Raw genomic sequence first — 12657 nt, forward strand, 5'->3', positions numbered from 1 at the left:
AATGAAGAGATTGCAGATATTATGGGTATTGAAGTTGATAAGGTATCTGAAATTAGAAAAATTGCACAAGAACCAGTGAGTCTTGAAACTCCAATTGGTGAAGAAGAAGATAGTCACTTGGGAGATTTTATCGAAGATGATACAGCAGTAGATCCAGGTGAAGCTGCTAATTATACAATGCTAAGAGAGCAATTAAACGATGTGCTTTCTTGTTTGGGGGCTAGGGAAAAACGAGTTCTTCAATTAAGGTTTGGACTTATCGATGGAACCCCACGCACACTTGAAGAAGTTGGCAAAGAATTTGATGTAACAAGGGAGAGAATTAGGCAAATCGAGGCCAAAGCCTTAAGGAAACTTAAATCTCCTAACAAAAGTGAATTATTGAAAGATTTTTTATAGATGGAAGATAAGAAAAGATTATTAGATATTATTAATATCTTAGATTCAAATAAAAAAATTATAGATGTGGGAACCGATCATGGATTGGTTCCTTTATATTTGGCAAAAAATAAGATTTCAAATGATATTACAGCAACAGACATATCTGCCCCAAGCCTTCAAAAATTAGTTGATAGACTAGACGATGACTTAAGAAAAGTAATAAAAACTAAAGTTACGGATGGTTTTAAGGGGCTGGAGGCGTGTGAAAATCAAGTGGCAATAATAGCTGGTATGGGCGCTAATACCATAATTGAAATTATCGAGGAAAGTTTAGGATTTTCAAAAAATCTTGATTACCTTGTTCTTGCGTCGAATGTAAATACTTATGAACTTAGACATTTCTTAAATAATCAGGGGTTCTATATAGAAAAAGATTTTTTATCCTACGAAAATAAAAAGTACTATGATATTTTGAAAGTTTACTACGGTAAAAAACAAAACTTAGCCTTTGAAGAATATTATTATGGTCTAACAGATATAGAAAATAAAAGTGACCTACTAAAGGAAAAACTTGTTATAGACAAGGAAAAAAATCTAGGGTTCCTAAAGGAAATAAAAGAAAAATCTCAAGATGAAAGAGCCAGCAAGAAAATTTCTGATAGGCTAAAAGCTATAAGAAAGGTAGAAGAAAGATGCAAATTTACGAACTAATAGAGAAATTAAATGAAAAATATCCATTTGATTTACAAGAAGAGTGGGATAATTCTGGCTTACAGCTAGGAAATCCAGACGATGAATTAAGGGGAGTTGTCCTATCCTTAGACCTAGAAGAAGAGGCTATAGACATGGCACTTGAAGATGGAAAAGCAAATTTAATCATAACCCACCATCCATATTTATTTAATCCTACAAAGTCAATTGATTTTAGGGATAGTTTCTATAATAGACTTCAAAGATGTATAAAAAATGACATCACCGTTTATGCTTTTCACACAAATTTAGATATAGCAGAAGGTGGGGTAAATGACAATCTTGCCAATATTTTAGGTCTTAGAGATGTTAAGAGTTTAGAAAGAGGAAAAGACCTTGGCCTTGGAAGATTTGGCTACATTGATAAGCAACCAGCTGAGATTTTTATTGAAAATGTAAAAGAAAAACTAGAAGCAAGCGGAATCGTGGTCTACGGTAATTATGAAAAAATGATTGATAAAGTAGGTCTTTGCGGTGGAGCAGGGTCCTTCCTTATAGAAGACGCTATAAACCAATCCTGCGACATAATTGTAACAGGAGATGTAAAATATCACGAGGCCATGGATATGTCAAATAAGGGCATAATAATTGCTGATGTGGGTCATTACGCAAGTGAGAACCATATTATTTTTAAGCTTGCAAAGGAAGTTGAACAAATAATTGGGAAGGAAGTTTACACTTTTTCGAAAACAGATAAGTTCAGATACTTCATTTAATTTTACTTTTATAACAAAAAGGGGTATCTTAACTAGGGAGTAAATCAGATAATCGCGGGGCGTAAGCAACGAGGAAAGTCCGTGCACCATAGAGCAAGGATGCTTGATAACGTCAAGTAGGAGTGATCTTCAGGCAAGTGCAACAGAAAGTATACCGCCAATTTTGGTAAGGTTGGAATGGTGAGGTAAGAGCTCACCAGCTGTCCTAGTGATAGGCAGGCTATGTAAACCCCATCCGGTGCAAGAACAAAAAGGACATTAGGAGGCTTGCTCGGCCCAGTCCGGAAAATGGTAGTTCGCTTGAGCTTATTAGCAATAATAAGCCTAGATAGATGATTATCCACGACAGAACACGGCTTACAGGTTTACTCTTTACATAATTAACACACAATTAGTTACAAAATTCTAATTGAATGTTTTTAAAATTACACTTATTGGTATAAATATTTTATAAAAATTGGGAAATTTACTTGAATTTTCATAATAAATATAAAATTACCAAAATAAGTGTAATTTTTTTGTAACTAATTATTGACATTTTTGTTAAAAAGTAATAGAATTAGTTTAGATTTCAAAATACAATAGACAATAAACATATACTATTCATGACAATTATGGAGGAGTAATTTAATATGAGTAAGAAAAATATAGGAGCGGCATTAACAGTTATAGTTGCATCGGCAGCCGTTGCAACAGCATATGCAGCTACTGTGACAGATTTAGAAAACGATAAACATACTAATTCTTTAATTACTGAAGAAAACAAGGAAGTTGAATCTTCTCGTTCCTTCGTTAAATCTGATTATACAAAAGAAGTTAAAAATACAAAGATTGCTGGTATAAAAAGAAACTCTAAAAAAGCTAGCCAAGAGATTAAGCAAGATATAATTATTGAAAAGACAGCTAAAACTCTTGTTCAACCTAAAATTGTAAAAGCTGAGAAAAAAGCTGAAGAAAAGGATTTAAAGGAAAAAGAAGATAAAAAACTTGTTGCCAAACAAGAAGAAAGCCAAGATAAAGTTGTTAGTTATGATGACAAAGATCTTGATGATCTAATCGAAGAAAAGGCACAGCAAGAAGTTAAAGACGTAGTTAGTTACGATGATAAGAAGATTGATGATTTATCTTCAAACAAAGCTAAAGCTGACCAAGCTCCTGTAGCAACTCAAAAACAAGTTGAAAAAAAGGTACAAGTACCAGTAATTTCAGATAAATTTGTAAATGTTCCAACTTTAAATATAAGAGCATCAAAAGACGCTACATCTTCAACAAATATCGTTAGAACTATCAAAGCTGGAGATAAACTTGTAGGACATGTTGAAGGCAACTGGTTCGTAACTACTGAAGGTTACATAAGCCTTGCTCATCTAGCAAATTACTATCCACAAGATTTAGTAAATCAAATTAAAGCTCAAGAAGAAGCAAAAAGATTAGAAGCTGAGGCTAAAAAAGCTAAAGAAGCAAAGGCTGCTGAGGAAGCTAGAATAGCTGAAGAAGCAAGAAAAGCATCAGAAGCTAAAAAAGCAGTTGAGGCTAAAAAAGCTGAAGAGGCTAAAAAAGCTGCTGAGGCCAAAAAAGCTCAAGAAGCTCAAAAGCAACAAGTAAAGCAAACAGTTAAACAAACAATAAAACAGACTGAGCAAGTAGTAGAGCAACAAGCAATTAATTATCAAGCTCCAGTTGGTCAAGGTGCTCAAGGTGCAGTAAACGCTGCAAGTCAATTTATTGGCTCTGCTTACGTTTGGGGAGCAGCTGATCCTAATGTTGGTTTTGACTGTTCAGGACTTACTGCTTATGCTTACAAACAAGTGGGTGTAAACCTACCACATAATTCTGCAGCCCAATTTAATAATGGTTATGCAGTAGATGTAAACAATTTACAAGTTGGAGACCTAGTATTCTTCTCATTTGGTGGTGAAAGCATTGACCACGTAGGTATAGTTACAGGATCTGATGGATCATTCATTCACGCATCTACACCACAAACTGGAGTTAGATATGATAACATATTTAACGGTTCATTCCAAAATGCATACAGAGGCGCTAGAAGAATATACTAATAAAATAAATGGATTAAATGCCCAGGGCAAAAGCTGTGGGCATTTTTTAATAGGAAAATTATGGAAATATTAACTACAAAAAAATTAAGAGAAGAGCTTATAAATAAGCTGAAAAACCACCATTTTGATAATAAAATTCTCCTAATAAGCAAGCAAGCTAATGAAGAAGTAATCCACTACAAGGAAGTTATCAAAAAACGTTGTGATGAATTTAATATAACTTATATAGATAAGGTTTTTGAAAATGAAAGCCAAGAAGAAATATTAGATTTTATTAATTCCTATGATAGAAAAGATGGTTTTATAATACTTGCTCCTTTCGGTGATGGCGAAGACTTATCCATGCTTAAAGAAAATATTAAGCTTAGAGACCTAGATTCCTTCACCTATAAGAGTTTGGGAAAAATTTTTGATGGAAAAAAAGAATCACTTCCTGCTACGGTAAGGGCGGTGGTTAGCTTTATGTACAGCGAAAAAATTGACTACAGGGGTAAGAATATAGTTGTAGCCAACAATACAAATGTAATTGGTAGGCCCCTTGCAATATACCTTGCAGCTAAAAGAGCAAGTGTTACTATTATAAATAGCCTAACAAAAAATCCTAAGTCTATTATTAAGAATTCTGACATATTTATTTCAGCTATAGGTAAGGCAGAATTTTTTGATAAGACATACTTTAGTGATGGCAGTTTTATAATAGATGTTGGAACTTCATATAAAAATGGTAAGATAATAGGAGATATAGATGTTAACTCAATCTCAGACCTGGATGTTAAATATTTAGGTAGTAAAAATGGGATTGGTTCAATTACAACAATAACTTTAGTGGAAGGACTCATTTATTAATGCCTATAGTAAATAATGAACAAGATTTGAAAAGATATAATGATTTTGTTAGAAATTCAGAATTTGCAAGACCTATGCAAGATACAAATTGGTCAAAAATAAAAAGCAACTGGACTCATGACTATGTTTACCTTGAAGAAAACAAACAGATAATTGCAGCTATGTCTGTAATCGGTATCAAGAATACCAATGGAAAACACTTTTTATATGCTCCAAGAGGTCCTGTATGCGACTTTAGAGATATACAGCTAGTCGAAGCCCTCATTAAAGAAGCTGAGCCCCTTAGAGAAAAATATGATGCTTTTTTATTAAGGATGGATCCAGAATTAAACTTTGATGAAAAATTGGTTTACGATTACAGAAAAATGGGCTATGACTTTAGGACTGTAGGTATAGATACACATTCTTTTACCCAACCAAGATATAATATGATTATCGATTTAACCGCTCATGATGAAGATGAAATTTTTGAGAGTTTTTCATCAAAGGGTAGGTATAATGTTAGAAAATCAATTAGGTCTGGAATTAAGACAATTTGTAAAACAGATGAAGAAAGCCTAGATATATTTTATGACCTAACAAAAATCATGGCTGGAAGGCAAGGGATAGGTCATAGACCAAAGGATTACTATCAAAGATTAATAACATATCTAGGTGGAAAAATTTTTGTATCATACTTTGAAGATAAGGCCTTATCGGCATCGCTTTTAATTCCTTATGGCAGAAAAGTTTACTACCTCTATGCAGCAAGCTCAAATGAGATGAGAAATAAAATGCCTAATTATAATATGATTTGGACAGAAATACAGTGGTGTCTTGAAAATGATTTTGACTACCTTGACCTTGGTGGCACTTTTAGTCTTGACACAAATGATGGTCTCTATAGGTTTAAGCAGTCTTTCTGCTATCCTGATAAGTATTCAAACTTTATCGGTGAACTAGATGTAGTTTATGATAGGGAAAAATACGAAGAATTTCTTATAACTAAGTAAAATAAATCAATGAAAAATCCCCTCGCTTGAGGGGATTTTACTTATCTAAATCGTGAGCAACCTTAATTGCTTCTTCATATTCAGGAAGGTCAGTGTTTTGCTCCAAGTATTGGACGTATTTTATTGTATTGTCCTTATCTACAACAAAAACAGAACGATTTAAAAGTTTTAATTCTTCGATTAAAGTGCCGTATTTGGTAGAAAAATCTCTGCAGTTGTAATCTGATACAAATTTAATTTTATCAGTTTTTTTAACTTTCTTAAACCTTTGTTGGGCAAAAGGTAAGTCGTTTGAAACGGTAACTACAACTATATTTTTTGAAAAATTCTCAGTCGCTTTTTGAAACATTTTTGTTTGAAGTTCACAAACATCTGTATCTAGCGAAGGTACTACAGATAAGATTTTGATTTTATCTCCTTCTTCATCATAAAAATTATATTCGGTCAAATCCATTTTATCAGCCTTGAAATCTGGGGCCTTATCACCAATTTTTAGTTCTTTTCCTAGGACTGTTATATCAACAGTTCCAAATTTACCATGTCTTGCCATATTAAACTCCTTAAAATCTTATACACACTTTCACTTATATTTTATATCAAAGAGGTATTTTTATCAATTAAATCATAAAATAATTAGATTTTTAGATGTTGTAAATAGGCATGAATGAGGTATAATTAGCTAGTATGAACAATTAAGGAGGCAAAATGGCTAAAATAGTTTTACAAGCAGAAAAAAGAGAAGCTACTGGTAAAAATCAAGTTAAGAAAATTAGAAAAAATGAACTTATCCCAGGAGTTATCTATGCTAAAAATCAAGAAAATGTAAATGTTCAATTTACAGCTAGAGATTTTGAAAAAGTACTTAGACAAGCTGGAACATCTACTATTATTACATTAGATATCAACGGTGAAGGCAAGGAAGTTCTTATAAAGGAATTCGCTAGCCATCCATATAAAAACCAATTTTTACATGTTGATTTCCAAGCAATCGATCAAAATCAAGCAATCAGAGTTACTGTACCAGTAGTTCTACTTAACAGAGATGATATGAATGAAGTTAACGGTGTATTAGTACAAAATCTTGAAACTGTAGAAGTTGAATGTTTACCAAAATACATCCCACAAACAGCTGAAATTGATGTTAAAGAGTTACAAATCGGTGATAATAAAACTGTAGCAGATCTTGATATAGCATCAAACGAAAACATCACAATCCTTGTAGAAGAAGATGAAGTTGTTTGCTCATTACAAGAAGTTTCTGAAGAAGTAGCAGTTGATGAAGATGCTGAAGCAGCAAGTGCAGCAGATGTACCAACAGTTAATGAAACTGAAGCAGACGAAGAAGACGCAGAATAATTTATAAAACCATTAGTCTTAGAAGAAAGACAATGGTTTTTTTATTTGCCTAAATTTAGTAAAAAATATAAGCTAGACTTAATTTGTAAATTTATAGTATAATAAAAGTATGAATGGAAAATTTATAGTTTTTGAAGGACCTGATGGGTCTGGCAAAACCACAATAATCAAAAAAGTTAAAGAATTGTTAGAAAATAAAAATTACTCTATATCTTATTATAGGGAACCAGGTGGCACTGGCATATCTGAAAAGATTAGGTCTATTATTATAGATAATGAAAATTATATGATGGATCCTAAAACAGAAGCACTTTTATTTGCGTCATCCAGAGCCCAACTTGTTGCAGAAAAAATAATTCCAGATCTTAAAGCTGGCAAGATAGTAATTTGTGACAGGTTTGTCATGTCATCCTTGTTGTACCAAGGACTTGGTAGATCTTTGGGTATAGATAATATAAAAAAAATAAATGATTTTGCTACTGGTGACCTTAAACCAGACTTAACCATATTTTTAAATATAGACTATAAGACAGCACTTGAAAGGAAAAGAGCAAATTTTTCTCCAGATAGGCTGGAAAATGAAGATTTTTCCTTCCACAAAACTATATTTGATGGTTACTTAAAAATGGCTGATTTATATAAGGACGAAATAAAAAAAGTGGATGCAAGAAAATCTATTGATGATTTGACAGAAGATGTAATAAATATAATATATCAATTATTGGAGGATTAAAATGAAATTATTGGTTGCTATAGTACAAGACGCAGACGTTAACTTTTTGATAGATGCACTTACAGAAGAAGGATACAGGATAACCAAACTTTCTACCTCAGGTGGATTCCTTAAAAAAGGCAATACAACATTACTAATAGGTGTAGAAGAGGCGAAACTTGATGATGCTCTTGCAATTATCGAAAAAAATTGCAAGAAGAGAAATACAACCACAACAATTATAAACCCAACAGGGGAAAGTTCGCTAATAAGCTCAACAGTTCCAATAGAAATAAGTGTTGGGGGAGCTACTATTTTTATAATTGACGTAGAACAATATATACAGCTATGAGCATCTTAGATAGGCAGTTAAAAAATAACACTTTATCTAATGCCTATATAATTGAGGGAGAAGACAAAAATTATAACTTAGTCTACGCTAAAGACTTCGTAAAGAAAGTTTTTGCATCAAAGGATATAAGTACAAATTTAGAAATAAATCCAGATATAGAAATAATTGATAAAGACATAATAGATATAGGAACTATTAGGTCTTTGATCAAAGATATGGTAATTAGACCAGTTAATAACAAAATTAAAATTTATATAATTCACAATGCTCAAAATTTAAGGGTAGAAGCGGCAAATGCTATGTTAAAAAGTCTGGAAGAGTTAAAGGCCTATAGCCTAATAATTTTTACAGTTGATAATATAGGCAGAATCCTACCTACAATCAGGTCAAGATGCCAATTAATATCATTAAATACGACAAATAGCCAAGTAGGGATAGACATGGATAAGCTATCTGAAATTTTTTCAAAAGTTTATGCGGGTGATTTATCTGCCTATTATAGAGAAAGAGACTTTTTGTTGTCATTTAAGGAAGATAAATCGAGCTTAATCGAAGGTATTATAAGGATTTTATCTGATATAATAGGCAATAAATATCTCAGAAAATCAGATTTTGCTACTTATCACTATAACATAGAAAGGCTTAGGAAAATTAATTTAACCAAGATAGAAAGACTTTTAGAAAGAATTGAGAAAATTAATAGGTCTTTTAGAAATAATATAAATTTTGAATTGGGTGTTGAGAATATTTTTTTAAATATATATAGAGAAGGCAGGCAAGGTTAATGAATGTAGTTGGAATAAGATTTAAGGACGCTGGGAAAATATATTATTTTTCCGCGAACAATTTAATTCTAAACTTTAAAGATAAGGTAATAGTTGAGAGTTCTAATGGTTTAGAACTTGCAGAAATTGCTTTAGCTAATATAGATATAGATGAAAATAAGTTTAATAAAACTCTTTTACCAGTAATAAGAAAAGCTACGGAAAGAGATTTAGAAATTTATGAAGAAAATGTAAAAGATTCGAAAGAAGCAATTTTAATAGCTCAAGAAAAGGCGAATTATTATAAGCTAAAAATGAAAGTTGTTGATAGCGAATATAGTTTTGATAGGACAAAGATTACATTTTATTTTACGGCTGATAAAAGAGTGGATTTTAGACTCTTAGTAAAAGATTTGGCGGCAGTTTTTAAAAATAGGATTGAATTAAGGCAGATAGGTGTGAGAGATCATGCAAAGCTTAAAGGGTTTCACGGCACCTGTGGTCAAAAGTCCTGTTGTTCACGTTTTATGACGGAATTTTCACCACTTTCTATCAAGATGGCAAAAGACCAGGGGATAACCCTTGATCCAGCAAAGATTTCTGGTGTATGTGGTAGACTTATGTGTTGTCTTTCTTTCGAGGAAGAAAATTATTTAAAAGCAAAAAAATATATGCCAAAACCTGGAAGTAAGGTTCAAACTGAAGACGGAATCGGGACTGTCCTTAGCAATGATTTTGTAAAAGAGCTTTGCAAGGTAAGGGTGATGACAGAAGATGATGTGGAGATAGAGGAATACTACAAGGCAGCTGACTTGGTCAAATGTGAATGATAATCATTATTAATTTGAATAAATAATCATTTTTCCTTCTAAATTAAGTATAAAACTATAAAAAAAGTTGACATAATCTGTATATAGTTGTATACTAATCATATAACAAATTAGGAGGAAATTATGGCATATAAAATAGATGAAAATACATGCATTTCTTGTGGTTCATGTGAAGGTGAATGCCCAGTTGGAGCAATTGCTCAAGGTGATGCAGCATATGAAATCGACGCTGATGCTTGTATAGATTGTGGTTCTTGTGCAGCTGTTTGCCCAGTAGAAGCAATCGACCAAGAATAATTTTTACTACATAAAAAACAAAGACTCCCTCGGGAGTCTTTTTATTTTTGATTTTTTATCAAATTAAAAATTTCTCATAGATATGGCATCCTTATTAGTGTAAATTTGGTGGTATCATTACCGATTTTGAATGTGAATTAGGGTATTTATATTTTTCAAAAATTATTTTAAAAAATAATAAAAAACATTGTTAAAATCAAGTAATTTGATATAATTATATAATGGAGTTGTTATGGATATAGAAATAATAATTAATCAAATTTACAATTTAATATTAGACAACCAGTTTGTAGGTTATGCAATAGTAGCCTTTGTTGTTTTGCTTTTATTTTTTATTATATCAAAAACATTTAGAAAGTCTGGCCTGTTTTTACTTGCGACTACCATTCTTATAGACTACACCATAAGGTCCTTGCCTTTTGATATTTACACATATTATCCATTGGCTTACAAGGTTATAGGTGGTATGTATGTAGCAGGTTTTATGAATTTTCTTTTAAGGGTTCTGTTAATGCTAATTAAATTAAGCAGAAGGAAAAGCTTAGAAGAAAACGAATCTAGTCTGAAAAAATTTATGAATTTTACAGGCATTGGACCTTTTTTCTTGATGTTGATTATTAATTTGATAAATTTTAATAATTTCATTCCTAAAAATATCATTTCACTTTTGACAAGCCTATCTTTCTTGTTCATGGCTTTTAGGACCCTCTATTCGACTTACTTATATTTGAGCGAAAAGGAAAGTTTACCTATTAGTGACAATATGAATTTTGATGACATTAAAGCCTATCTTTATACACCGGATGACGAGTCAAGTAAAAATAAAGGCAGGGTCTTAAGAAGAAGTTTGAAAAAGGATGAGAAAAATGAAGGTATAATTGAAAACCATGGAGACAGTAAGAAAAAGCTTACAAATCCTATTTCTATCTCTGCTATAAATAAAAGTGCTAAAAATATGGAGATGCTTAAAAGTTTTGAAAAAGATTTGTCTGATAAGGATGTAATCAAGTTAATAGAAGAATCAAATCCTAATATAACAAAAATCACCCTTACAAATTTAAAAACAGGTGACGAACATTCTTATATGAGCTCTAAGGCTAACTTTCATGTTGAAGAAAACCACGAATACAAAATTACTTTAAGTTTTGACGAGTATAATGATTACGACTATGGTAGGTTTATGGATCTGCTTATTGCCTATGGAGTGGATAAGGAAATATATAAGTTTGAACTTACAATCATCTCTAGATTTAACCAAAACTTTAAATTGGTATTTTTTGACCCAAGTCAAATTGTAGATATGGATAAGGATGGGAATTTAAGTCCATCTGGCAAAGATATTTCGATGAATTTCCCAAAGTATAAGATAAATTTTATCAAGGGGAATTATTAAATGATTGAAAATAAAAAAAATCTTGAAATTTGGCAAGCTAATCGAAAATACCTTACAAGTGGACATTTAAAGTTTATTGCTTGTGGGGCTATGCTTTTAAGCCACTTGGCCCAGTCAGGTCTTATGTATCAAATGGGGTACATCAAGCTTGCTGACCTCTTTATGCTTATTGGGCGAATTCCTATGCCACTTTTTTGTTTTATGTCGGTTCAGGGGATAAGTTTGAGCAAAAATCGTGAAAAATATTTGCAGAGACTTTTCCTTTTTGCATTGATTTCAGAAATACCCTTTGATCTAGCCTTTAGTGACAATATTTTTGATTTTTATAGTCAGAATGTATTCTTTTCCCTATTTTTGGGAGTTTTTATGGTTTACCTATGGGAAAAAATACGGGAGTTTAAGTTAAAAAAGGTCTTTAAATTAGGGCTTATTATTTTGATTTTTTTGGCTATATATTTTTTAGCAGAGTTTTTCATGACAGACTATGATTCAAAGGCGATTATTGCTATTGGCCTTATATATCTTGCTAAAAACAGTAAGGTCTTAACAGCTTTAGCAATTTTATTTGGCTTTGCTTTCGAGGCAACAGTTGCTGGTTTTGACTTATCAATACCCTATATTGTTTACCTATCAATTCCACTTATTCTTTTATATAATGGCAAGAGAGGTACTTATAACAAGTGGTATTTTTATGCCTTTTATCCAGTCCATTTGATACTTATTTATTTATTGAAGATTATATTATTGTAAGGAAAATATGAAAATTTTAGAAATTTTATCAAAAGAATTAAATATTAGCGAAGAAAGAATTGAAAATGTAATTAAACTTCTAGATGAAGGCTCAACTGTAGCCTTTATCGCAAGATACAGGAAGGAAGTTACAGGCAATCTTACTGATGTAGAGATAAGAGAAATCGAAAAAAATCTTTCTAGACTCCGCAATATAGAAAAAAGACAGGAAGAAATTATAAAGTTAATTGATGAAAAAGGTCAGTTGACAGATGAGCTTAGGGAGGAAATCCTAGCAAGTAATTCCTTAACAATTCTCGAAGATATTTATGCTCCATATAAGTCAAGAAGAAAGACCAGAGCAGATATAGCTAGAGAATTTGGTTTAGAGGAATTTTTGGATAAGCTCCTTACAGAAATATCTAGCGAAGATGAAGCATTAAAGACCGCTACAACCTACCTAAAAGAAGGTCTAGAAG

General features: G+C 31.8%; 16 protein-coding genes and 1 other RNA gene. 16 read left to right on the top strand and 1 reads right to left on the bottom strand.

Annotated elements, in window-relative coordinates:
* From RQ907_RS04510 to RQ907_RS04540, 7 genes are all read left to right on the top strand, one after another.
* Positions 1-399 (top strand): sigma-70 family RNA polymerase sigma factor (locus tag RQ907_RS04510; protein ID WP_311492199.1); only part of this gene is annotated, 399 nt, incomplete at its 5' end.
* On the top strand, positions 400-1092 hold the full coding sequence (locus RQ907_RS04515; protein WP_311492200.1) for a class I SAM-dependent methyltransferase: 693 nt from the start codon (positions 400-402) through the stop codon (positions 1090-1092).
* Positions 1074-1847, top strand: coding sequence for a Nif3-like dinuclear metal center hexameric protein (locus RQ907_RS04520; RefSeq protein WP_311492201.1), 774 nt, complete (start codon positions 1074-1076; stop codon positions 1845-1847). The genes RQ907_RS04515 and RQ907_RS04520 overlap by 19 nt, the downstream gene beginning before the upstream one ends.
* Before the next feature lie 36 nt (positions 1848-1883).
* An RNA gene (gene rnpB, locus RQ907_RS04525) (RNase P RNA component class A) lies at positions 1884-2223 on the top strand.
* A 256-nt stretch (positions 2224-2479) separates the two neighbouring features.
* Entirely contained in the window at positions 2480-3907 is a 1428-nt protein-coding gene (locus RQ907_RS04530; RefSeq protein WP_311492202.1) for a C40 family peptidase, read from the top strand.
* Positions 3908-3967: 60 nt separating this feature from the next.
* Positions 3968-4753: a bifunctional 5,10-methylenetetrahydrofolate dehydrogenase/5,10-methenyltetrahydrofolate cyclohydrolase gene (locus tag RQ907_RS04535; RefSeq protein WP_311492203.1), complete on the top strand. Its 786-nt coding sequence runs from the start codon at positions 3968-3970 to the stop codon at positions 4751-4753.
* Positions 4753-5745 carry a peptidoglycan bridge formation glycyltransferase FemA/FemB family protein gene (locus RQ907_RS04540; RefSeq protein ID WP_311492204.1) on the top strand — a complete coding sequence of 331 codons (993 nt, stop codon included), beginning with the start codon at positions 4753-4755 and terminating at the stop codon, positions 5743-5745. Before RQ907_RS04535 ends, RQ907_RS04540 begins: the two co-directional genes overlap by 1 nt.
* Positions 5746-5782: 37 nt before the next feature.
* Here the strand turns inward: RQ907_RS04540 and tpx are convergent, their stop codons facing one another.
* On the bottom strand, positions 5783-6295 hold the full coding sequence (gene tpx / locus RQ907_RS04545) for a thiol peroxidase (protein ID WP_311492205.1): 513 nt from the start codon (positions 6293-6295) through the stop codon (positions 5783-5785).
* A gap of 155 nt (positions 6296-6450) precedes the next feature.
* Here tpx and RQ907_RS04550 point away from each other — a divergent pair, with 155 nt between their 5' ends.
* From RQ907_RS04550 to RQ907_RS04590, 9 genes are all read left to right on the top strand, one after another.
* Positions 6451-7101, top strand: coding sequence for a 50S ribosomal protein L25 (locus tag RQ907_RS04550; protein ID WP_311492206.1), 651 nt, complete (start codon positions 6451-6453; stop codon positions 7099-7101).
* Positions 7102-7210: 109 nt separating this feature from the next.
* Positions 7211-7834, top strand: a complete 624-nt coding sequence (tmk, locus tag RQ907_RS04555; RefSeq protein ID WP_311492207.1) for a dTMP kinase — start codon at positions 7211-7213, stop codon at positions 7832-7834.
* 1 nt (position 7835) lies between these two features.
* Complete coding sequence (locus RQ907_RS04560; protein ID WP_311492208.1) at positions 7836-8165, top strand: cyclic-di-AMP receptor; 330 nt, start codon at positions 7836-7838, stop codon at positions 8163-8165.
* Entirely contained in the window at positions 8162-8950 is a 789-nt protein-coding gene (locus RQ907_RS04565) for a DNA polymerase III subunit delta (protein WP_311492209.1), read from the top strand. Before RQ907_RS04560 ends, RQ907_RS04565 begins: the two co-directional genes overlap by 4 nt.
* A complete protein-coding gene (locus RQ907_RS04570; RefSeq protein WP_311492210.1) occupies positions 8950-9759 on the top strand; it encodes a stage 0 sporulation family protein in 810 nt (269 codons plus the stop codon). The genes RQ907_RS04565 and RQ907_RS04570 overlap by 1 nt, the downstream gene beginning before the upstream one ends.
* A 123-nt stretch (positions 9760-9882) precedes the next feature.
* A complete protein-coding gene (locus RQ907_RS04575; protein WP_311492211.1) occupies positions 9883-10056 on the top strand; it encodes a 4Fe-4S binding protein in 174 nt (57 codons plus the stop codon).
* Between the two features lie 232 nt (positions 10057-10288).
* Entirely contained in the window at positions 10289-11449 is a 1161-nt protein-coding gene (locus RQ907_RS04580; protein WP_311492212.1) for a hypothetical protein, read from the top strand.
* Entirely contained in the window at positions 11450-12199 is a 750-nt protein-coding gene (locus RQ907_RS04585; RefSeq protein WP_311492213.1) for a TraX family protein, read from the top strand. It abuts the gene before it with no gap.
* A 7-nt stretch (positions 12200-12206) separates the two neighbouring features.
* Positions 12207-12657 (top strand): Tex-like N-terminal domain-containing protein (locus tag RQ907_RS04590; RefSeq protein WP_311492214.1); only part of this gene is annotated, 451 nt, incomplete at its 3' end.

Origin of the sequence: uncultured Anaerococcus sp. (assembly GCF_963510575.1) — a bacterium.
Classification (GTDB): domain Bacteria; phylum Bacillota; class Clostridia; order Tissierellales; family Peptoniphilaceae; genus Anaerococcus.

Excerpts from the sequence above, each read along its gene's own strand:
- RQ907_RS04535 (WP_311492203.1), top strand. The coding sequence starts at position 3,968 with ATGGAAATATTAACTACAAAAAAATTAAGAGAAGAGCTTATAAATAAG.
- tmk (WP_311492207.1), top strand. The coding sequence starts at position 7,211 with ATGAATGGAAAATTTATAGTTTTTGAAGGACCTGATGGGTCTGGCAAA.
- tpx (WP_311492205.1), bottom strand. The coding sequence starts at position 6,295 with ATGGCAAGACATGGTAAATTTGGAACTGTTGATATAACAGTCCTAGGA.
- RQ907_RS04540 (WP_311492204.1), top strand. The coding sequence starts at position 4,753 with ATGCCTATAGTAAATAATGAACAAGATTTGAAAAGATATAATGATTTT.
- RQ907_RS04565 (WP_311492209.1), top strand. The coding sequence starts at position 8,162 with ATGAGCATCTTAGATAGGCAGTTAAAAAATAACACTTTATCTAATGCC.
- RQ907_RS04515 (WP_311492200.1), top strand. The coding sequence starts at position 400 with ATGGAAGATAAGAAAAGATTATTAGATATTATTAATATCTTAGATTCA.
- RQ907_RS04585 (WP_311492213.1), top strand. The coding sequence starts at position 11,450 with ATGATTGAAAATAAAAAAAATCTTGAAATTTGGCAAGCTAATCGAAAA.
- RQ907_RS04530 (WP_311492202.1), top strand. The coding sequence starts at position 2,480 with ATGAGTAAGAAAAATATAGGAGCGGCATTAACAGTTATAGTTGCATCG.
- RQ907_RS04560 (WP_311492208.1), top strand. The coding sequence starts at position 7,836 with ATGAAATTATTGGTTGCTATAGTACAAGACGCAGACGTTAACTTTTTG.
- RQ907_RS04570 (WP_311492210.1), top strand. The coding sequence starts at position 8,950 with ATGAATGTAGTTGGAATAAGATTTAAGGACGCTGGGAAAATATATTAT.
- RQ907_RS04575 (WP_311492211.1), top strand. The coding sequence starts at position 9,883 with ATGGCATATAAAATAGATGAAAATACATGCATTTCTTGTGGTTCATGT.
- RQ907_RS04550 (WP_311492206.1), top strand. The coding sequence starts at position 6,451 with ATGGCTAAAATAGTTTTACAAGCAGAAAAAAGAGAAGCTACTGGTAAA.
- RQ907_RS04520 (WP_311492201.1), top strand. The coding sequence starts at position 1,074 with ATGCAAATTTACGAACTAATAGAGAAATTAAATGAAAAATATCCATTT.
- RQ907_RS04580 (WP_311492212.1), top strand. The coding sequence starts at position 10,289 with ATGGATATAGAAATAATAATTAATCAAATTTACAATTTAATATTAGAC.